This window comes from Hymenobacter sp. FMD4, from assembly GCF_058932745.1.
In genome coordinates this window covers 1-19792 of record NZ_JBZYWH010000031.1, presented here as the reverse complement: position 1 = coordinate 19792, position 19792 = coordinate 1, and the positions used below count along the sequence as shown (strand labels likewise).

Genomic DNA, 19792 nt, shown 5'->3' with positions numbered 1-19792 from the left:
TCTCCTGCTCCCTCCTGAAAAGTCAGAAATCGTTTGCATAGTCCGCAGGCGCCGCTTTCGGCTATTTGACGTAATGATTTTTTTACCTGCGAGCAGGAGAGTGCAGGAGGTTGGCCGCAAAGGCAGCGGCGTACTTTGTCACAAAGCAAGGCACTACTGTTTTTGGCAATTCAACGGCAGCACAATATGGAAAAAACGCTCACCTTTCAGCACGTCAGCTACCTCTGGGACGATGCGAAAGCGCTTGAACTAAGCGGCGATGAAGTAGCTCTGTTTCTATACCGCTCCAACCTGCTTGGGGCCGATCTGCGCCTGACCAACTACGCGGGCGGCAATACCTCCTGCAAAATCACCGCTATCGACCCCGTCACGGGCCTGCCCGCCGAGGTAATGTGGGTGAAGGGCTCCGGCGGCGACATAGGCACGCTGACCAAAGCTGGTTGCGCCAACCTGTACGTGGACAAGCTGCACGCCCTCAAGAACCGATACCGTGGCTTGGAGCACGAAGACGAGATGGTGGCCTTGTTCGACCACTGCCTCTTTGACCCGAAGTGCGCCGCGCCTTCCATTGATACGCCGCTGCACGGCCTGCTGCCCTTCAAGCACATCGACCACCTCCACCCCGACGCGCTCATCGCCATTGCGGCCAGCAAAGACGGCGAGCGGATCATGAAGGAAATCTGGGGCGATACGATGGCCTGGATTCCGTGGCAGCGCCCTGGCTTCGACCTCGGTCTGCAGCTGGAGGAAGCCGTAAAAAACAACCCCAGCATCCGCGGCGTCATCCTTGGCGGCCATGGCCTCTTTACCTGGGCCGACACCTCTTACGAGTGCTACCTCAATACCCTGGAAGTCATTGAGCAGGCTGCCGCGTACTTGCAGGATAATTTCGGCAAGCGCCGCCCGGTATTCGGTGGGCCGAAGCTGACCAACGGCCCCGACGAAACCACTAGGCGCCGACACGCGGCCGAAGTAATGCCCACGCTGCGCGGCCTGGCTTCCAGCCACCGCCGCATGCTCGGCCACTTCACCGATGATGCCCGCGTGCTGGAGTTCGTGAATTCGCACGATCTGCCGCGTCTCGCGCAGCAAGGCACTTCCTGCCCCGACCACTTCCTGCGCACCAAGATTCGTCCTTTGGTACTTGATCCGGCCCAGATGCGCCAGCCGCTGCCGGCCGTGAAAGAGTACCTGCAGGAGCAGTTTGAGGCCTACCGCCAAGACTACACCGCCTACTACGAGCGTTGCAAGCACGCCAACAGCCCAGCCCGCCGTGACCCAAATCCGGTGGTGATTCTGTGGCCCGGCGTGGGAATGTTCACCTTTGCCAAGGACAAGCAGACCGCCCGCGTAGCCGCCGAGTTTTACACCAACGCCATCAACGTAATGAAGGGTGCCGAGGCCGTGTCGGAGTACCAGGGCCTGCCCGAGCAGGAGGCGTTTGACATCGAATACTGGCTGCTGGAAGAAGCCAAGCTGCAGCGCATGCCCAAGCCCAAGTCCCTCTCGGGCCAGGTGGCCTACGTGACAGGTGGCACCGGTGGCATCGGCAAGGCCATCTGCGAAGTGCTGCTGCAAAACGGCGCCTGCGTAGTAGCCGTCGACCGCGACCGGCTGGAAGAAACTCAGACGGACCTGCGCAAGCAGTTCGGCAAAGACAGCGCCCTGGCCACGGCCATTGACGTGACTAGTGCCGAGGCCATCAGCGAGTCGCTGCGCCAAGCGGTGCTGCAGTTTGGTGGCGTCGACGTGGTGGTGAACTGCGCCGGCCTGAGCATCTCGAAGCCGCTGGCCGACACCACCCAGGCCGACTGGGACCTGCTGCAGGACGTGCTGGTGAAAGGCCAGTTCCTGGTGACGCAGCAGGCCGTGGAAATCCTGCGCCAGCAACAAATGGGCGGCTCGGTGGTGAACATCGCCAGCAAAAATGGCCTTGTGGCCGGCCCCAACAACGTGGCTTACGGCACGGCCAAGGCCGCGCAGCTGCACATGTCGCGCCTGCTGGCGGCCGAGCTCGGCCCCGATAAGATTCGCGTAAACACCGTCAACCCCGACGCCGTGCTGCGCGGCTCCAAAATCTGGGAAGGCGACTGGGCCGCGGGCCGCGCCAAAGCTTACGGCGTATCGGTGGAAGAACTGCCGGCGCACTACGCCAAGCGCACCCTGCTCGGTGAGGAAGTGCTGGCCGAAGACATTGCCAAGGCGGTGCTGGTATTCGTCGACGGCTCGCTGTCGAAGTCGACCGGTAACGTACTGAACGTGGACGGCGGCGTGGCCATGGCTTTTGTCCGCTAGACGGCTCGCCACACATGCTACACTAACCCAAAACAGCCGGCCGGTCGCCTTGACCGGCCGGCTGTTTTGGGTTATGGTTGGCTGGTACTTGCGCACCGGGATACGGTTCGGCTTTGCGAGAACGTTCCCGACATCGTTTGCGCAAATATTTTACTTGCTGAAGCTCCTCTTTTTCGGCGATTTTGGTAAGTTTTAAGGCTCTCAACTCCCTCCCACCCCAGTGAGTAGTTCCACGGTGTTGCGCCTTGTTCTTTTCCGCGGCCCCGCCTTGTCTCAGCGCCTGCATTACGGCGCCGCCGTAGTAGCTGGCTGCTGGCTGAATTCACTCCTTTTGCCTCCGCACACCCGGCATGTATAAGCTGCAGTTCAAGCCTTTTGACAAGACTCCCAAGTACAAGCAGATTGTGCAGTCGGTTATCACCGACATCGAACGAGGCGTGCTAAAGCGCGAAGACCAGCTGCCTTCCATCAGTGAACTTAGCGCCGAGTACTACCTCGCCCGCGACACCGTTGAGAAGGCCTACCGCGAGCTGCGCGCCCGCGGCTTTATCACCTCGGTGCAAGGCAAAGGCTACTACGTGCAGGCTACCGATGCGAGTAAAATCAAGATTCTGCTGGTTTTCAACAAGCTTAGTTCCTACAAGAAAATCATCTACTACGCCTTCCTGAATGCGCTCGGCGACCGGGCTCAGGTGGACCTGCAGATTCACCACTACAGCGCCAGCATCTTTCAGGATATCATGGAGAAGTGCCTCGGCAAGTACAATTACTACGTGGTAATGCCGCACTTCACGCAGGACGTGGAAAAAGCCGATTACAAGGCCATTCTGAATTCGATTCCGCCCGGCGAGCTGGTGCTCCTCGACAAGGACCTCTCCGACCTGAAGCACCCGTGCCTGAGCGTATTTCAGGATTTCGACAAGGATATTTTCGGGGCCCTGGAAGGCGTGACGGATCTGCTGGCCAAGTACCACCGCCTGGTGCTGGTGCTGCCCAGCGTGGGCAACAATTACCCGGTGGAAATAGCCTGGGGCTTCCGCACGTTCTGCGGCAAGCACGGGAAAGAGTTTGCCATCAAAGAAAACGCCATGAACGAGGTGCTGGAAGCCGGCACCGCTTACGTGGTGGTCGAAACCACCGACCTTGCCGAGCTGATCAAAAAAGTGCGCCAGACGCCTTATTTGCTCGGCCGGGAGATTGGCATTCTGTCGTTCAATACCAGCACCTTGAAAGAGCTGCTGGGCATCACCGTTATTTCCACCGACTTCGAGGCCATGGGCCAGACGGCCGCCACGCTACTGCTGCAAGGCCGCCGCGAGAAGGTGAAGAATCCCTTTTACACTATCCGCCGCGGCTCGCTGTAGCACAAGCTCGGTACAGAACGATACTCCCCTCCTCAACTGAGGAGGGGATGTTGCCGCTTTAACGGCAACTGGGGTGGTTGAAGGACGTCCGTGCCGTCAGAACAACTACTAAATGAACGACGAAACAAGCACGTCATGTCGAGCGCAGTCGAGACATCTCGCGTGCTGACACCGGCGAGTGATTCAACGAAGCGGTAGAGATGCTTCGGCGGGGCTCAACATGACGTTCTTGAGCAATCGTCCAAACGGCGCGGACGCCCTTCAACCACCCCAGCCGCAACTCCGTTGCGGCGTCCCCTCCTCATTTGAGGAGGGGAGTTGGTCGTTCTCGCCGCTTTCTTTTCGATTCCGCCCATTAGCAGGAGAGTTCAGAACAGTTCCGGCGGGGGCGCCGACTACTTTGCTTACCGTTAGCTATGTCCCACCCGACGGTCACCCGGCTGCCTTTGCAGCCGGCCCGCGCCGTTGTCAATTCTCGCCTCCTTATGATGGACTCCCAACGCCTTCACGATTTCAACCAACCGTTGCTGGAGGAGCACCAGTTTCGCCTGGGCTACGTGCGCGACCTGCTGGCCCGCCGCGGCCTCGACGCGCAGGATATCATCCAGAAGTTGGTAGCCTTTCAGGTCGCCATTCCGTCGTGGGCCTTGGGCACGGGCGGCACCCGCTTTGGGCGCTACCCGCTGGGCGGCGAGCCGCGCAACCTGGAAGAAAAAATCGAGGACATCGGGCTGCTAAACCAGCTTAACGGCTCGTCGAACTCCATTTCGCTGCACATTCCCTGGGACATTCCTACCGATGTAGCGGCTATTCAGCAGCGGCTGCAGCAGCAGGGACTGGTCATTGACTCGGTCAACTCCAACACTTTCCAGGACCAGAAGGATCAGGCTTACTCCTACAAGTTTGGCTCTTTGTGCCACACCGAGCCGGCCGTGCGCGAGCAGGCCATTCAGCACAACATCGAGTGCGTGCGCTACGGCGAGCAACTCGGGGCCAAAACGCACACCGTGTGGCTGGCCGACGGCTCCAACTTCCCCGGGCAGCAGCACTTTCGCCGCGCTTACCAGCGCACCCAAGAATCCCTGGCCGCCATCTACGAGGCACTGCCTTCCGACTGGACCATGCTCATCGAGTACAAGCCCTACGAGCCGCACTTCTACTCCATGATCATCCCCGACTGGGGCACCTCCTACTCGCTGTGCCAGCAGCTCGGCCAGCAGGCACAGGTGCTCGTGGATTTGGGGCACCATTTGCCCAATACCAATATCGAGCAGATTGTGGGCCGCTTGCTGCATTTTGGGCGTCTGGGTGGCTTTCACTTCAACGGCTCCATGTACGGCGACGACGACCTGACCACGGGCAGCATGAAGCCCTTCCAGCTTTTCCTGATCTTCAACGAGCTGGCAGACGGCGCACAGGATGCCGCCGTGCAAAACCCTTCGGTAGCGTACATGATCGACGCCAGCCACAACACCAAGGACCCGCTGGAAGACCTGCTGCAGTCCGTCGACAACATCCTCGGCTCCTACGCCAAGGCTCTGCTGGTCGACCGCACGGCCCTGGGCGACCTACAGCAGCAGAACGACGTGGTGCGGGCCGAAGAGCTGCTGCGCGACGCCTTCCTGACCGATGTGCGCCCGCTCGTGCAGGAGGCTTATCGCCAGGCCGGCGGCGCGCTGGACCCGGTATCGGCTTACCGCACCGAGCGCATTCGGGAGCAACTCATTCAGCAACGCGGCAAGCTCAGCCTGTCGACTGGACTATGAAAAAGACCATCTACGCCGTCTTCGACGTGGGCAAGACGAACAAGAAGCTCATCCTGTTCGACGAGGACCGGCAGATCATCGAAGAAAAGCAGCACATGTGCGTGGAAACCGTCGACGACGATGGTTTTCCCTGCGAAAGCCTGGCCCGCCTCACGCAGTGGGTGCAGGACCACTGGCACGCGCTGCGCACCAATCCGCACTACTCCGTAAAGGGCATCAACTTCACCTCGTACGGGGCCAGCTTCGTGCACCTCGGGGCCAACGGCCAGCCGGTGCTGCCGCTGTACAACTACCTCAAGCCCTTGCCCGAGCACTGGGCCGAGCAGTTCTACGCCTCGCTGAAGGAGTCGCCGGAAGATTTTGCCGCCATTACCTGCTCGCCGCAGCTGGGCATGCTGAATTCGGGCCTGCAGCTGTATTGGCTGAAGCACGCCAAGCCGCAGCAATACTCGCGCATTCGCACCTCGCTGCACCTGCCGCAGTACCTCTCCTACCTTATCACCGGCGAGGCCTTTAGCGACTATACTTCCGTGGGCTGCCACACCGGCTTGTGGGACTTCACCAAGGGTGCCTACCACGATTGGGTGCTGCGCGAAGGCATCGACGACAAGCTGGCGCCGCTAACCCAGGATTCCGTGGCCACCGTGGTCGACGGCGTCTTGGTGGGTGTGGGCCTGCACGATTCTTCAGCCGCTGTGCTGCCCTACCTGCTGGAGTGCGCCGAGCCCTTCCTGCTGGTATCCACGGGCACCTGGGCCATCACGCTGAACCCCTTCAACGACCAGCCGCTCACGCCCGAGCTGCTGCGCCGCGACTGCCTTAGCTACCTCTCGCCCAAGGGCCGCATGACCAAAGCAGCGCGGGTGTTCTTCGGCCGGGAGCATGATTATCAGGTACAGCGCATTGCCAACCATTTCCACGTGAAGCCCGATTTCTACCGCTCCATCGTGCTGGCCCGGCCTTACGACGAAGCCTCGACACGCTTCCTGCCGTGGTGCATGGCCGGCACCGGTCCTTTCCCCGACGAGCCGGTGCAGGAATGGGAGCTAGACGGTTTCAAAACCGCTGGAGAGGCATATCACCACCTCATTCACGGCCTGATGGACATTCTCACCGAATCCATCAACCTGGTGCGGCAGGACGAGCAGATCATTTACGTCGACGGCGGCTTCGCGCGCAATCCGCTGTTCATGCAGGTGTTGAGCTGGAACTTCCCGATGGCTGATATCCGCACGCTGGAGGTACCCCAGGCCACAGCGCTAGGCGCCCTCACGCACCTGGAACAAGGCGAAGCTTGGACCAAAACGCAGCTGTTGTTCACCTAGCAACGCACCAGTTCTAGAGCTAGGCCTAGCTCCCCTCCTCAGATGAGGAAGGGTTGGGGGTGGTTGACCAATCGTTGTTTACTCTGAACGTCATGTCGAGCTTGTCGAGACATCTTGCGTGCTGATGTCCAAGAGTAATCCGCAGTAAAGAGAAGTCACTATCCAGCGAGATGTCTCGGCTGCGCTCGACATGACAGCCTATTTCGACTCGGTCAAAAACTTTCACCCACCCCTAGCCCACGCCGCTCGATGCGCAGAATTCATCTAAGGGGAACTAGCTTTTAGCTTAGCCATGAAAGTAGGGTTGTTCATTCCTTGTTACGTCGATCAGTTTTACCCGCAGGTAGGCATAGCGTCCTTGCAGTTGCTGGCGAAACTGGGCGTACAGGCTGATTTTCCGATGCAGCAAACCTGCTGCGGGCAGCCGATGGCCAATACCGGCTGCGAGCGGGACGCCATGCCAGTGTACCGGCACTTCGCCGACACCTTCCAGGGGTACGATTACGTGGTGGCCCCCTCTGGCAGCTGCGTGTACCACGTGCGCAAACACTACGACATTGTGGAGCAGACGGCGGCGGTGCAGCACGTACGCTCAGCGACCTATGATTTGATCGACTTCATCACCTCGGTATTGGGCGTGACGGAATTGACGGGCCGCTTTCCGCACCAAGTGGGCCTGCACCTGAGTTGCCACGGCCAGCGCGGGCTGCACCAAGCCAACGAATCGGAAATGACACCGGTGCGCGACGGGCAATTAAGCCGGCTGCTGCGCTCCATCGATGGGCTGACCCTAACGGAGCTGACGCGCAATGACGAATGCTGCGGCTTCGGCGGCACGTTCTGCGTGGCGGAGGAAGCCGTATCGGCGCGCATGGGCCAAGACCGCGTGCAGGACCACCTGCTGAATGGCACTCAGGTGCTCACCGGCGGTGATATGTCTTGCCTGATGCACCTGGAAGGCATTGTGCGGCGGCGGCAGCTGCCGATGCGCGTGATGCACGCCGTGGAAATTATCAATGCTGCCATGCAGGACACCACTGTAGCACCGGCTTCAGCCCGCGTTTCCAAGGCGGTAGTTGCTGAACGGTAGCTGATAGACAAAAGCCTTTCAGAAAAACAAAACTCACTATCTGTGGACGCGGACTACAGAGTCCGCGCTACAGGTTCACAGCGCACTTTCACCATGAGTCACCCCGAACGCGCTGAAGCTTTTACCCGCGACGCGGACCGCACCACCTGGCACGACGAAACCTTATGGTTTGTGCGCCAGAAACGTGATAAGGCCGTGTATGCCATACCCGAGTTTCAGGAACTGCGCCAACTGGCTTCCGACATCAAGGAGCACACCCTGAGCCGCCTCGACGAATACCTGGAGCAGTTTGAGCGCCAGGCCCAGGCCAACGGCGTGCAAGTACACTGGGCCGCCGATGCCCAGGAGCACAACCGCATCGTGCTGGACATTCTCCGCGCTGCCGGGGCCACGAGCATTGTCAAAAGCAAGTCCATGCTTACCGAGGAATGCCACCTCAACCCCTATCTGCAGCAGCACAGCATTGAGATAGTCGACACCGATCTGGGCGAACGAATCGTACAGCTGCGCGAAGAAGCGCCAAGCCACTTGGTGCTGCCAGCCATTCATTTGAAAAAGGAAGACGTTGGCGAGACTTTTCACAAGCACCTGGGTACGCCCAAGGGCGAAAAAGACCCGCAGCAACTCACCGAAGCCGCTCGCCAGCACCTGCGCGAGAAGTTTCTCATCGGGCAGGTAGCCATTACGGGCGTCAATTTTGCCGTGGCCGAAACCGGGGCCGTGGTGGTGTGTACCAACGAAGGCAACGCCGACCTCGGCGTGAACCTGGCGCAGGTGCACATCGCGTGCATGGGCATGGAAAAGCTGATTCCGCGCACGGCCGATCTGGGCGTGTTCACGCGCCTGCTGGCCCGCAGCGCCACGGGGCAACCGGTCACCACCTACACTTCGCATTTTCAGCAACCCGCCCCGGGCCGGCAGATGCACATTGTCATCGTCGACAACGGCCGCTCCCGGCAGCTGGGCCGCCCCGATTTTCGCAACTCGCTGAAGTGCATCCGCTGTGGCGCCTGCATGAACACCTGCCCGGTGTACCGGCGCAGCGGCGGCCATAGCTACGACTTCACGGTGCCCGGCCCCATCGGCGCCATCCTCTCGCCCAACATCGATCTGCACAAGCACAGCTCGCTGCCCTTTGCCTCCACGCTCTGCGGCTCCTGCTCCGACGTGTGCCCCGTCAAAATCGACATTCACAACCAGCTTTATAAGTGGCGGCAGCTCATTGCGCAGGCCGACGAACTACCGGCTAGTAAGAAATGGGGCATGAAACTGCTGAGCCGGGTGCTGGCCCGGCCGGGCATGTATCGATTGGGCGGCAAAATCGCTCGCGAAGGGCTGCGCCTGCTGCCGCATGGCCTTAGCCACGCCCACGCCTTGAACCCCTGGGCCAAAGCCCGGGAGCTGCCCGAGCCGCCTGCACAAAGCTTCCGCGAATGGTATCAGCAACAGCAAAAAACCGGTCAGGCATGAGTTCCCGCGAAGCCATTCTGGCGGCCGTACGCGCTAGCCGCCCCGTCGCCACTCCCCTGCCTCCATTACCTGACTTCGGCGGCGAGGCGACAGTAGCGCGCTTCACGGAGTGGCTGCATTTTATTGGTGGGCAGGTGATTTACTTGGCCCCAGATCAGTCCTTGGTCGAGGTGGTTCAGCAGCTGTACCCTAACGCCGTTCGCGTGGCGTCGGCCTTGATTCCGGCAACTGTTTACGTTGATCAGCAAACCGCAATTCCGGTGCTTGAAGCGGTGGATTTGGCGGTGCTGGCGGGTGAGTTTGGCGTAGCTGAAAACGGGGCGGTATGGGTACCTGAAGCCAACATGCTCCACCGCGCCTTGCCGATGATTGCCCAGCACCTAGTGCTGGTGCTCGACCAGCAGCGCTTGGTAGCTACCATGCACCAGGCTTACGCCGAAATGGGCAGCACAGGCGCCTACGGCGTGTTCATTGCCGGCCCCTCCAAAACGGCGGACATTGAGCAGTCATTGGTAATTGGGGCCCATGGGGCGCGTAGTCTGACGGTGGTGCTGGTGTAAATCCACGTGCCGTCGTTGGCTTTACCTGAGCATCACGCGTTAGCCAATGCTCGGTCGAGGTGCACGTAGCCGCCATCGACGTGGATGATCTGGCCGGTGGTGTGGCTGCTGCGGGACGAGAGCAGAAAAGCCGTGGTGTTGCCAATTTCTTCGGCTGTGGTCATGCGGTGACCCAGCGGAATGCGCCCGGTGATTTCGCGCAGCTTCTCCTCGGGGTGCGCCAGCGTTTGAATCCAAGCTTCGTACTGCGGCGTCCAGCACTCGGCCACCACCACGGCGTTGACGCGAATCTGGTATTTGAGCAGTTCCACAGCCCACTCGCGGGTGAGGGCATTGCGGGCGCCGTTGGCGGCGGCATAGGCCGAGGTATTGCCCTGCCCGGTTTCAGCGGTTTTGGAGGTAATGTTTACAATGGCACCCTGGCTCTTTATCAGCTCCGGCAGGGCGTGGTGAGCCAGCAAATAGTAGTGCACCACGTTGCGGTGCAGGCTCAGCATAAAGCGCTGATAGTTGCCGTGCTCCAGCCCTACTCCATCGTTCAGGCCGGCATTGTTTACCAGCCCATCGATGCGGCCGAATTGCGCTACCACCGCCTGTATGGCCCGCTCGCAGGCCTCCGGTTCGGATAGCTCGGCTACCACTTGCCCTGCCCGGCCACCGTTGGCTTCGATGCTGGCTACAGCTTGCTCGTTGTCCTGCTCATTGCGGCCGATGATGACCGGAACAGCGCCCTCGGCGGCCAACACCCGCACGATGCCTTCGCCAATGCCCTTAGCCCCGCCGCTGACGATGATGACTTTGTTCTGTAGCTCCAGATTCATATGCGTAGCCTCTACAAACTGTAAAACCGAGCGGCGTTGTCGCCCCAAAACAAGCGCTGCTCTTCGGCCGAAAAGCTAGTGAGGTAGCGCTGCGCTACGGCAGCCACCTCGCTGTAGGTTCCGGCCAGCAGGCACACCGGCCAATCAGACCCAAACATCACGCGCCGCGGCCCGAAGGCTTCGAACACTACGTCCAAGTACGGCCGGAAGTCCGCTGGCTGCCATTGCCGCCAGTCGGCCTCGGTGACCAGGCCGGACACTTTGCAGCTGACGTTGGGCCGTGCGGCCAGCGCCCTTATGTCTCGGGCCCACCCTGCTAACTCGCCGTGCTTGATGTAGGGCTTGCCAAGGTGGTCGAGTACAAAAGGCTGATTCGGAAAAGCCGCCGCAAGCTCGGCTGCGTAGCTTAGCTGATCGGGGTAAATCAGGATATCGTACGTGAAACCGTGGCGCTGCAAAGCTCCGATGCCGCGCCGAAAAGCCGGCGTAAGCATCAGGGCGCGGTCGGTTTCGCCTTGCAACACGTGGCGAAAACCTTTCAGCTTGGCTTGCTGCTGATACGAGGCCAATTGCTGCTCCACGTCACCGGCCTGCAGATCCACCCAACCTACCACGCCCCAAATAAACTCGTGCCGGGCAGCGAGGTCGAGCAGGAACTCGGTTTCGGTAGCTGACTGATCGGCCTGCACGGCCACGCAGCCCTCGAAGCCGTGCTGCCGCAGCGGCGGGGCGAGGTCGGCGGGCAAGAAGTCACGCTGGATAACGGCCATGTCGTCGGTTATCCAGGCGTTGCGCTCGGGCTGGTAGCGCCAGAAATGTTGGTGGGCGTCAATTCTGGCCATAGGCCCTTACCAGTTGGCGGGAGGTGCCCAGGCCATCAATGCCCAATTCCACCACGTCACCGGGCTGCAGGTACACCGGCGGCTTCATGCCAAGCCCTACGCCGGCTGGCGTGCCGGTAGAAATTACGTCGCCGGGCAGCAGGGTCATGAAATGGCTGATGTAGCTCACCAGGTACGGAATGCGGAAAATGAACTCAGCGGTAGTGCCGTCCTGCATCGTTTGCCCGTTCACCGACAGCCACAGACGCAGATTGTCGGTATCGGTTATTTCATCAGCAGTAGCGAGAAACGGGCCCAATGGCGCGAAGGTGTCACAGCCCTTGCCCTTATCCCAGGTGCCGCTGCGTTCCAACTGGAATTCGCGCTCCGATATGTCGTTGTGCAGCACGTAACCGGCAATGTAGTCGGCGGCATTGGCCTCGTCGACGTAAGAAGCTTTTCGACCGATAACCACGGCCAGCTCTACTTCCCAGTCAGTCTTGACGGAGTTCTTGGGAATGATGATGTCGTCGTGCGGACCGACAATAGCCGTCGTCGACTTCATAAAGAGCACCGGCTCCTGGGGCGGCGTAGCGCCGGTTTCGCGGGCGTGGTCGGCGTAATTCAGGCCCACGCACACGATTTTGGATGGCCGGGGGATGGGCGAGCCGAGGCGCACCTCGTCAGACACGATGGGCAGCTGATCGGCTTGGTACTGCACCAGGTCGGCGAGCTGCTGCACGCCATTCTGAGCGAAGAACTGCTCGTTGTAGTCTTGCACGTGCGCCGATACGTCGTAGCGAATACCGTCGAGCAGAACGCCGGGCTTTTCTTGGTCAGCCGAGCCGAAGCGAATGAGTTTCATAGGGTGGATGAAAGCGGTTATTTGGCCGTCCTGCTGAGCTTGTCGAAGCAACTTTACCGTGTACTTTTCTCAACGAAGCAGCAGAGATGCTTCGACAAGCTCAGCATGACGTTCTGAAGGGTTTCAAGTTCTAATTATTGAGCCGGATAAAGCCGCCATCGATGGGATAATCGCAGCCGGTAACGAAACCGGCTTCATCGGAGCAGAGGTACAGGGCCAGGGCGGCCACTTCCTCGGGCGTGCCCATGCGGCCGATGGGCTGGCTTTTCGAGAGTTTGTCGAATATCTCGGTTTCGCGGCCGGCGTAGTTCTTGGCAATGAAGCCATCGACAAAGGGAGTATGCACCCGGGCCGGCGAAATGCTGTTGCAGCGGATGCCATCGGCCAGGTAGTCGCGGGCCACCGATAGCGTCATGGCGAAGATGGCGCCCTTGCTCATGGAGTACGCAAAGCGGTCGGTGATGCCGACGTGGGCCGCGATAGAGGCTACGTTTAGAATCACGCCGCCGCCCTGCCGCTTCATGCGCGGCACTACGGCGTGCAGGCAGTTGTAGGCTCCCTTCACGTTCACCTGGTACACGCGGTCGAGGTCGGCCTCAGCGGTGTTTTCCACGTTGCCGACGTGCGCAATGCCGGCGTTGTTGATCAGAATATCGACGCGGCCGATGGCCTCCACGGTAGCCGCTACCTGCGCCTGCTGGCTTACATCAGCGGCGTGCACTTGGGCGGTGCCGCCCGCAGCTTGGATTCCCTCAGCGGCGGCCTGGCCGGCTTCCGTATTCAGCTCGATGATGTGCACCGCAGCGCCTTGCCGGGCAAACAGCTGACTAATGGCGCGGCCGATGCCGCTGCCCCCGCCGGTAATGACGGCCGTCTTGCCACTCAGATCAAACATTGGGTGGAGTTGAAAGTCAAATCAAATGTGACTGAAGCGTGGCCTTGCGAAGCGCTACGGGCTATCCGGTAAAGACACTTGCTGTCAGGCGGCGCGCAAGGCAACACCGAATATCAATGGCCACCGGCCACGGCCAAAGGTGCAGGCTGCTTAACGGCTTTCAGGTTGCTCAGCGCAAATACCAGCACCACCACAAAGCAGGCACCGGGCACAAGGTAAGCCGTTTGGATGGTGCTCAGGTCCGATACCCAGCCCATCAGCACCGGAAACACCGCCCCGCCCACAATGGCCATGATCAGCAGCGAAGAGCCAAGTTTGGTTTTGGCCCCGAGGCCGCGGATGCCCAGAGAAAAGATGGTGGGGAACATGATGGACATGAAAAACTCCACCCCTATGAGCGCATACACCGGCAGTTGCCCGCGCAGCGTCACGGCCAGGCCGATGAGCAGTACGTTCATCAGGCTATACACGAGCAGCAGCCGCGCCGGCGCTACCACCCGCATGAGGGCCGTACCGATAAACCGCCCGGCCATAAAGCCCAGCAGCGCCCCCGAGAGGTACAGCGTGGCCGTTTTTTCGCCGATACCCGCCACCGAGCCGGCGAAGCGGATAAAGAAGCTGCTGATGCACACCTGCGCCCCCACGTAAAAGAATTGCGTCAGCACGCCCAGTAGCAAATTTTTCTCTTGCCAAAGCGAGGTGCCACCGTTGCCGTCAGCGCTGGCTTCGTCCTCCACGATTTCGGGCAGGCGGGTAAAGTAAATGAACACGGCCACCAGCAGCACCACCGCCCCAATCACGAGGTAAGGCAGCTGCACGGCCTGGGCTTCGCGGCTGAGGTAAGCCCCGAGCTGCGCCGGCGACATGGTCGCTTCTTCGGCGGCGGAAAGCGTGTGCCCGGACAATATCAACTGCCCGCCGATAAGCGGTGCCAGCGTAGCAGCCAGGCCATTGAACGACTGCGCGAAGTTCAGCCGCTGGGTGGCCCCGGCTGGGTCGCCGAGGACGCTGATGTAGGGGTTGGCGGCGGTTTCCAGAAAAGTGAGGCCGCTGGCAATGATGAACAGCGCCGCCAGAAAGAAGCCGTAAGTACGGGCTTCGGCGGCGGGGTAAAACAGGAAGGCGCCGGTAGCAAACAGCCCCAAACCCACTAGAATGCCGCCTTTGTAGCCGAACCGCTGCATAAACCGCCCGGCCGGCAGCGCCATCACGAAGTAAGCCACGAAAAAGGCCGAATCGATGAAAGCAGACTGCGTATCCGTAAGCTGGCAAGCCTTTTTCAGGTGCGGAATCAGCACCGGATTCAGGTTGACGGCGAAGCCCCAGAGGAAAAACAGCGAGGTGATGAGCCCCACGGCGAATAAGTGACGGTTGGTTTTCATGGGGCGGTGGGCATGAAACGGGGAGTAGGGCAAAAAAGACCGTCATGCTTCGCGGCGCTCAGCAGGACGGTCTTGTCTGTCAATGTATTTGCGCCGCCTAGTACTTCATGTCGGCGCTGTTCAGCACAGCCACCGGCTCCTGGTCTTCGGCTTTGATGTCGAGGCCCTTGATGCTCCAGCCCTTGGCGCGGTCAATTTTTCCGGCGGTGGCGCCCGTCATGGTGATGTTTTCCAGGGTGAAGTTTTCGAGCAGCGACGTGGGCAGGCCTTCGGCCGAAATGGCTTCCTTGGCGCCGGTAGCGCGCAGGTTGCGGATGGTCACGTTGCGGAAGTGCGGAGTGCCGCGCTCGGGCTCCACCTTGGCCAGCATCTTTTTCCAGTGCTCGGGCAGCGAAGCTTCGGTGTAGCCGGCGGGCAGCGTGGAGTAGCTGTAGGCCGGGTTCCAGTTCATAGTCATGATGATGGGCACGCGCACGGCGTCCATCTCGATGTCTTCTACCAGTATGTCCTCCACTACGCCGCCGCGGTTGGTGGCCGACTTCAGGCGGATGCCGTACTTGGTGCCCTTGGCTTTGAGTCCGCGGGCAATGACGTGGCGAATGCCGCCGGACGTTTCGGATCCGCAGGTGAAGAGCCCGTCGCCGGCGCCGGCTACGCAGTTCTGGATGAGCACGTACTCCGTGGGTCGGTTCACGCGCAGGCCGTCCCAGTCGCGGCCAGCCTTGAGGCAGAAGTTATCGTCGTTACAGTCGATGTCGCAGTTCTGCACCAGCACGTAGCTAGACGAGTCGATGTCGATGCCGTCGGTGCTGGGGCCGTGGCCGCCGATGTTGTTGCGGATGATCAGGCCGTCGGCGGTTACGTGCTTGGAGTACAGGATGTGCACCGTCCAGAAACCCGCACGCTGCAACGTGATGCCTTTCAGCGACACATTCGAGGAATTGGCCACGAGCAGCGTGCGCGGACGCTTAGCATCATAGTCCACAATCCAGCGCAGGCCCTTGGGGTCGTACTCCTTGCGCATGGCCCAGTACTTGTCCCAGAACGGTTTGCCTTGCCCGTCCACGGTGCCTTCACCAGTAATGGCCACGTTGTCCTGATCGAGCACGTTGATGAGGGCGGCGGGCCAAGTCATTTCTACGCCCGCAATGCGCGTGGGCATGTCGGGGTAGTCTTTCAGGTCCTGGCTGCCGAGCAAGGTTACGCCCTTGGGGATGTTCAGCGTCACCCCCTTCTTAAGGAAGATGGAGCCGGTGAGGTACTCGCCCGGCGCAAAGGTGACCACCCCGCCCTTTTTGGCGGCCGCGTCAATTGCTTTCTGAATGGCTTGGGTACTGAGGGATTTGCCATCGGCCACGGCGCCGTACTTAGCCACGAGAAACACGGCTTTGGCGGTGGGCGCCGTTTTGGCACCTACGTTCTTGGTCCAGTTCTCATCAAAGGCGGCCGGGGCTTCGGGGGCCGAGAGGGCGCCCAGCCAGGTGAGCAGCGGCAGCAGGAAGGTCAGTAGGGAATGCATGGCCAGAAGGGTTAGGGGCGAAGATCAAAGCCTGGTCGCGGGGGCAGCTCTGGCTGGCACTTGGCTGCTGGGCAGCGGTCGGGTGGTTGACGATTCCTCCCAACGCTGCTGCCCATGCCGAGCACCAGCCAGAACGATTCCCACGGTGCCAATTTGGGCTTTACCCCAGGCTGCACCCTCCCGCACCCTCCTGCTGTGCGCAATTTTTATCCGCCGTCAGGGCTGGTGAAACACCCGCGCGAGTGGGGTCACCACGGGCGAGTTGTCGGGGTTGGTTTCCATCAAATCGGCCATGTAAGCCCACCAACGCTGCATCACAGGCAGGCCGGGCAGCGCCTCCGTGGTGTGGCCCGCGGCGCGCTTTTGCACGGCGAATAGCTTGCCGCTGCTCGAATCCAGAAAAATGGAATAGTCCCGAATGCCGGCTGCATGCAGGGCATTGGTCAGCTCGGGCCAGATTTCGTCGTGCCGGCGGCGGTACTCAGCTTCGTTGCCGGGCTTGAGCTGCATGGTAAAGGCTACTTCCTCCATGAATGTAGCGCGGGCTTTAGCCCGCGTTTGCGTGAACGATGTGGCTGCACCTCACTAGTCCAGTTTTAGAATCCGGGCTTGTGAGGTGCAGGTATTTTAGGTTACTATCTGTGGACGCGGACTTGCAAAGTCCGCGCTACAGGGTGCTATATGCTGCTATAGCTTGCCTTGCGTGGGTGTGCGCCACTGGTCGGTGCGGAAGGGCGAGGCGGGCAGGCCGGCACCGTTGTAGAAATTCGGGAAAGGCACGTACTGCCAGGCAAAGCGCACGGCTACCGGCTGGGGCACAGCGTCACTCCACACTACTACTTCCTTGCCTTCGATGCGGGCCTGCGCTGGCCGGAATACGCTGTCAGGGCCGGCTACCGTAAACTCGCGCAGCGCGCCGCCCTGGGCCACGAGGCCGCCATGGGTATGCATGAAGCGCAGGCGCACCTGCTTGCCTTCCACTTTCATCGATTGGTAGATCGGGCCGGAATAAGGCCGCTTCTTTTCACCGTACTCTTTGGCCAGTGCCCACTGCGCGAGGCGGTGGCCCACCACCTGCTTGTTGCGCGGGTGAATGTCGAGCGAATCGCCGGCGTCGGTGGTTACGGACATGCCGGTATTGGGCACTGACAACATGGTCAGCAGCTGCGCTTCGCGGATTTCGGGATTTTGGCTGCGGTGCGGCGCAATCTGCACGAAGTAGAATGGCAGCTTGGGCTGCTCCCACTCCTGCCGCCAGCTCGCAATCAGGGCCGGAAACAGGCGCCGGTACTGGTGGGCGCGGTCGGCGTTGTTTTCGCCTTGGTACCAGATGACGCCGCGCAAGGTATACGGCACCAGCGGGTGAATCATGGCATTGTAGTTCTTGTATGGCGACTTGTTGCTGTTCGCCCCAATCGGCTCCCGCGGCGGCGCCCGCCGCAGGCTGGGATTGGTGGCCCGCTCCTGCTTGTACTCTTCCAGCTTGGCCTGGAAGGCGGCGTACTGCTGCGGGTAGGTTTCGAGCCCGCGCTGGTAACGCTCCAAGAAGGGCAGGAAGTCCGGATCCTGCTCCAGCACCTCGCGCCGCGTCCACGACTCGGCCGGCGTACCGCCCCAGGTGGAATTAATCAGCCCGATGGGCAGCTTGGTGCGCTCGTGGATTTCCTGGGCAAAAAAGTACGCCACGGCCGAGAACTCCCCTACCGTTTGCGGGCTGCACACCACCCAGCTGCCTTCGGTGTCCGGCTGGGGCGTTTCGGCCACTTTGTTCTTCACCGTGAACATCCGGATGGCCGGGTAGTTGGCTTTAGGTATTACCTCCGCTTCGTTTACGACACCGGAGTAAGAGCCGCTATTTGGCCGTTTGCTTACGGGAAACACCATGTTGGATTGGCCGCCGCACAACCATACCTCGCCCAGCAGCACGTTCTGTACCGTCAGCCGGTTTTTGCCTACGAAGCTGAGCGTGTACGGCCCACCGGCTTTGCCGGTAGGCACGCGGCCAAGCCACTTGCCTTGCCCATCAGCTACCACCCTCATGGACTTGTTGCTCCAACTGGGCGTGATGGTAACACTTTCGCCCGGATCAGCCCAGCCCCACAGCGCCACGCTGGTCTTCTGCTGCAGCACCATATTGTCGGCGATGAGCGCGGGTAGCTTGATGTTGGCCTGAGCCACTAGGCTCAGCATACAAGCAAAAGTCGTTGGCAGAAATTGACGCTGCGTCATAAGCATTTAGAATGTTGCAGCTAGAGTTAGCTCCCCTCCTCTGATGAGGAGGGGTTGGGGGTGGTTGACCAATAGTTGAACGCCTCCTAGCATGACGTGCTGAATTCGTCGTTCAAGCGTCATTCAACCACCCCTAGCCCACGCCGCTCGAGGCGCGGAATTCATCTGAGGAGGGGAACTAGCTCTAGCCTTAGTCCTGCTTACACAATCTTGAAAATGAACGCCGAGGCCGTCATGTGCTTACCGCCTTGGGAAGCGCAGAACAGGTACTCGGGCTTCCCGTCGCGCAGGAGCAGCTGCGGGCGCTCCAAGCGGCCGTAGCGTTTCAGGTGCTTGGGCGCCGACGGCTCCTCGATGCCGTACTCGCGGATGGGCAGGTAGGCCACTTTAGGGTAAGCCCAATCGGTGCCGTTTTTGGAATCGAGGTAGAGACCGACTTCGTGGTTGTATACGCCCATATCGCGGGCCAACAGGTTGAACTCGCCGTGCTCCCGCCATACAAAAGCGTCTTCGAACTGCTTGTTCGAGGTATTGTCGCCCAGGCGGGAAAAGTCGATAACGGGGTTGCGGGCGTACTTCACGTACGGGCCTTCCAGCCGCTCGGCAATGGCCAGCCCGTACTTGCGGTTGCCGCGGATGCTGGGGTGCGTGGATGTCAGGTATTCCTGCGTGTTCCAGGATTTGTAGTAGAGCCAGTACTGCCCGTTGGGGTGCTTGACGAAGGCCGGGTTGGTGGTGCAATGGTCGTCCCAGGCGCCGGTTTCGCCGGGCAGCAGCAAGGGCTCATCGGGGCGGGCCCAGGGGCCTTCGGGGCGGTCAGCAGTAGCCAGGCCAATGCGTTTGGTGTCGGTCTTGCCGTTGGAGCAGCCCATGAAAAACAGGCAGTACTTACCGTCGACGAACTGAATGTGCGGGTTGTGGCAAGTGGTAGCGTCCCAATATCCAGGCCCACGCGGGGCCAGCACGGTTTCCACGTACCGAAACGGGCCTTCGGGCGAGTCGGCCACGGCGCGGGCTATTTCGCAGCTGTTGAGCCAGCCGCCCATGCCTTTGCTTTTAGGCCAGCGGGAAAAGAACAAGTGCACCTTGCCATCGGGCCCGTAAATGGGACTGTTGCACCATACGTAGTAGTCCTCCATTTCCAATGCCCGCCCAACGGGCTTCAGCCGCTTGCTGAACTTAGCAAAGCTCCGCTTCGGTAGTAATAAGGACTGGCCGCCATCAGCAAAGCCCGCCAAGGCCCGCGCAAAGGGCGCCAAAGCCAGACCAGTAAGAAAGGTACGACGGGTGAGCATTTGGTTTGTTGGTTTAGAACTAGTGTTAGGACTAGCTCCCCTCCTCAGATGAGGAGGGGTTGGGGGTGGTTGATGGTCCTTGTTTACTCCAGAAC

Annotated in this window: 16 protein-coding genes; 7 read left to right on the top strand and 9 right to left on the bottom strand. The window is 60.5% G+C overall.

Going from position 1 to position 19792, the window contains the following annotated elements; genetic code table 11:
* The first annotated feature begins 186 nt into the window (after nucleotides 1–186).
* The 7 genes from AC5FXY_RS20190 (at nucleotide 187) to AC5FXY_RS20160 (ending at nucleotide 9870) form a co-directional block, all read left to right on the top strand.
* Nucleotides 187–2295, top strand: coding sequence for a bifunctional aldolase/short-chain dehydrogenase (locus AC5FXY_RS20190; RefSeq protein ID WP_493558531.1), 2109 nt, complete (start codon nucleotides 187–189; stop codon nucleotides 2293–2295).
* Nucleotides 2296–2645: 350 nt separating this feature from the next.
* Nucleotides 2646–3659 carry a GntR family transcriptional regulator gene (locus AC5FXY_RS20185; protein ID WP_493558530.1) on the top strand — a complete coding sequence of 338 codons (1014 nt, stop codon included), beginning with the start codon at nucleotides 2646–2648 and terminating at the stop codon, nucleotides 3657–3659.
* 485 nt (nucleotides 3660–4144) lie between these two features.
* Nucleotides 4145–5425, top strand: coding sequence for a sugar isomerase (locus AC5FXY_RS20180; protein ID WP_493558529.1), 1281 nt, complete (start codon nucleotides 4145–4147; stop codon nucleotides 5423–5425).
* Nucleotides 5422–6750 (top strand): FGGY-family carbohydrate kinase, encoded by a 1329-nt coding sequence (locus AC5FXY_RS20175; protein ID WP_493558528.1) that lies wholly within the window; start codon nucleotides 5422–5424, stop codon nucleotides 6748–6750. Before AC5FXY_RS20180 ends, AC5FXY_RS20175 begins: the two co-directional genes overlap by 4 nt.
* Nucleotides 6751–7042: 292 nt before the next feature.
* Nucleotides 7043–7840 carry a (Fe-S)-binding protein gene (locus AC5FXY_RS20170; RefSeq protein WP_493558527.1) on the top strand — a complete coding sequence of 266 codons (798 nt, stop codon included), beginning with the start codon at nucleotides 7043–7045 and terminating at the stop codon, nucleotides 7838–7840.
* Between the two features lie 93 nt (nucleotides 7841–7933).
* Nucleotides 7934–9310 carry a lactate utilization protein B gene (locus AC5FXY_RS20165; protein ID WP_493558526.1) on the top strand — a complete coding sequence of 459 codons (1377 nt, stop codon included), beginning with the start codon at nucleotides 7934–7936 and terminating at the stop codon, nucleotides 9308–9310.
* Nucleotides 9307–9870: a LutC/YkgG family protein gene (locus AC5FXY_RS20160; protein WP_493558525.1), complete on the top strand. Its 564-nt coding sequence runs from the start codon at nucleotides 9307–9309 to the stop codon at nucleotides 9868–9870. The genes AC5FXY_RS20165 and AC5FXY_RS20160 overlap by 4 nt, the downstream gene beginning before the upstream one ends.
* A 32-nt stretch (nucleotides 9871–9902) precedes the next feature.
* Here the strand turns inward: AC5FXY_RS20160 and AC5FXY_RS20155 are convergent, their stop codons facing one another.
* The 9 genes from AC5FXY_RS20155 to AC5FXY_RS20115 form a co-directional block, all read right to left on the bottom strand.
* Entirely contained in the window at nucleotides 9903–10691 is a 789-nt protein-coding gene (locus AC5FXY_RS20155; RefSeq protein ID WP_493558524.1) for an L-fucose dehydrogenase, read from the bottom strand.
* An 11-nt stretch (nucleotides 10692–10702) separates the two neighbouring features.
* Nucleotides 10703–11533 (bottom strand): amidohydrolase family protein, encoded by an 831-nt coding sequence (locus AC5FXY_RS20150; RefSeq protein WP_493558523.1) that lies wholly within the window; start codon nucleotides 11531–11533, stop codon nucleotides 10703–10705.
* Nucleotides 11520–12377: a fumarylacetoacetate hydrolase family protein gene (locus AC5FXY_RS20145; protein WP_493558522.1), complete on the bottom strand. Its 858-nt coding sequence runs from the start codon at nucleotides 12375–12377 to the stop codon at nucleotides 11520–11522. The genes AC5FXY_RS20150 and AC5FXY_RS20145 overlap by 14 nt, the downstream gene beginning before the upstream one ends.
* Before the next feature lie 130 nt (nucleotides 12378–12507).
* Nucleotides 12508–13272 carry an SDR family NAD(P)-dependent oxidoreductase gene (locus AC5FXY_RS20140; RefSeq protein WP_493558521.1) on the bottom strand — a complete coding sequence of 255 codons (765 nt, stop codon included), beginning with the start codon at nucleotides 13270–13272 and terminating at the stop codon, nucleotides 12508–12510.
* Nucleotides 13273–13385: 113 nt separating this feature from the next.
* Nucleotides 13386–14654 carry an L-fucose:H+ symporter permease gene (fucP, locus tag AC5FXY_RS20135; RefSeq protein WP_493558520.1) on the bottom strand — a complete coding sequence of 423 codons (1269 nt, stop codon included), beginning with the start codon at nucleotides 14652–14654 and terminating at the stop codon, nucleotides 13386–13388.
* Between the two features lie 97 nt (nucleotides 14655–14751).
* On the bottom strand, nucleotides 14752–16173 hold the full coding sequence (locus AC5FXY_RS20130) for a glycoside hydrolase family 28 protein (RefSeq protein ID WP_493558519.1): 1422 nt from the start codon (nucleotides 16171–16173) through the stop codon (nucleotides 14752–14754).
* 216 nt (nucleotides 16174–16389) lie between these two features.
* Entirely contained in the window at nucleotides 16390–16704 is a 315-nt protein-coding gene (gene rhaM, locus AC5FXY_RS20125) for an L-rhamnose mutarotase (protein WP_493558518.1), read from the bottom strand.
* Between the two features lie 156 nt (nucleotides 16705–16860).
* Nucleotides 16861–18363, bottom strand: coding sequence for a sialate O-acetylesterase (locus tag AC5FXY_RS20120; protein ID WP_493558517.1), 1503 nt, complete (start codon nucleotides 18361–18363; stop codon nucleotides 16861–16863).
* A 239-nt stretch (nucleotides 18364–18602) separates the two neighbouring features.
* Nucleotides 18603–19697 carry a glycoside hydrolase family protein gene (locus tag AC5FXY_RS20115; RefSeq protein WP_493558516.1) on the bottom strand — a complete coding sequence of 365 codons (1095 nt, stop codon included), beginning with the start codon at nucleotides 19695–19697 and terminating at the stop codon, nucleotides 18603–18605.
* Between the last annotated feature and the right edge of the window lie 95 nt (nucleotides 19698–19792).

Excerpts from the sequence above, each read along its gene's own strand:
- AC5FXY_RS20190 (WP_493558531.1), top strand. The coding sequence starts at position 187 with ATGGAAAAAACGCTCACCTTTCAGCACGTCAGCTACCTCTGGGACGAT.
- AC5FXY_RS20185 (WP_493558530.1), top strand. The coding sequence starts at position 2,646 with ATGTATAAGCTGCAGTTCAAGCCTTTTGACAAGACTCCCAAGTACAAG.
- AC5FXY_RS20180 (WP_493558529.1), top strand. The coding sequence starts at position 4,145 with ATGATGGACTCCCAACGCCTTCACGATTTCAACCAACCGTTGCTGGAG.
- AC5FXY_RS20175 (WP_493558528.1), top strand. The coding sequence starts at position 5,422 with ATGAAAAAGACCATCTACGCCGTCTTCGACGTGGGCAAGACGAACAAG.
- AC5FXY_RS20170 (WP_493558527.1), top strand. The coding sequence starts at position 7,043 with ATGAAAGTAGGGTTGTTCATTCCTTGTTACGTCGATCAGTTTTACCCG.
- AC5FXY_RS20165 (WP_493558526.1), top strand. The coding sequence starts at position 7,934 with ATGAGTCACCCCGAACGCGCTGAAGCTTTTACCCGCGACGCGGACCGC.
- AC5FXY_RS20160 (WP_493558525.1), top strand. The coding sequence starts at position 9,307 with ATGAGTTCCCGCGAAGCCATTCTGGCGGCCGTACGCGCTAGCCGCCCC.
- AC5FXY_RS20155 (WP_493558524.1), bottom strand. The coding sequence starts at position 10,691 with ATGAATCTGGAGCTACAGAACAAAGTCATCATCGTCAGCGGCGGGGCT.
- AC5FXY_RS20150 (WP_493558523.1), bottom strand. The coding sequence starts at position 11,533 with ATGGCCAGAATTGACGCCCACCAACATTTCTGGCGCTACCAGCCCGAG.
- AC5FXY_RS20145 (WP_493558522.1), bottom strand. The coding sequence starts at position 12,377 with ATGAAACTCATTCGCTTCGGCTCGGCTGACCAAGAAAAGCCCGGCGTT.
- AC5FXY_RS20140 (WP_493558521.1), bottom strand. The coding sequence starts at position 13,272 with ATGTTTGATCTGAGTGGCAAGACGGCCGTCATTACCGGCGGGGGCAGC.
- fucP (WP_493558520.1), bottom strand. The coding sequence starts at position 14,654 with ATGAAAACCAACCGTCACTTATTCGCCGTGGGGCTCATCACCTCGCTG.
- AC5FXY_RS20130 (WP_493558519.1), bottom strand. The coding sequence starts at position 16,173 with ATGCATTCCCTACTGACCTTCCTGCTGCCGCTGCTCACCTGGCTGGGC.
- rhaM (WP_493558518.1), bottom strand. The coding sequence starts at position 16,704 with ATGGAGGAAGTAGCCTTTACCATGCAGCTCAAGCCCGGCAACGAAGCT.
- AC5FXY_RS20120 (WP_493558517.1), bottom strand. The coding sequence starts at position 18,363 with ATGCTGAGCCTAGTGGCTCAGGCCAACATCAAGCTACCCGCGCTCATC.
- AC5FXY_RS20115 (WP_493558516.1), bottom strand. The coding sequence starts at position 19,697 with ATGCTCACCCGTCGTACCTTTCTTACTGGTCTGGCTTTGGCGCCCTTT.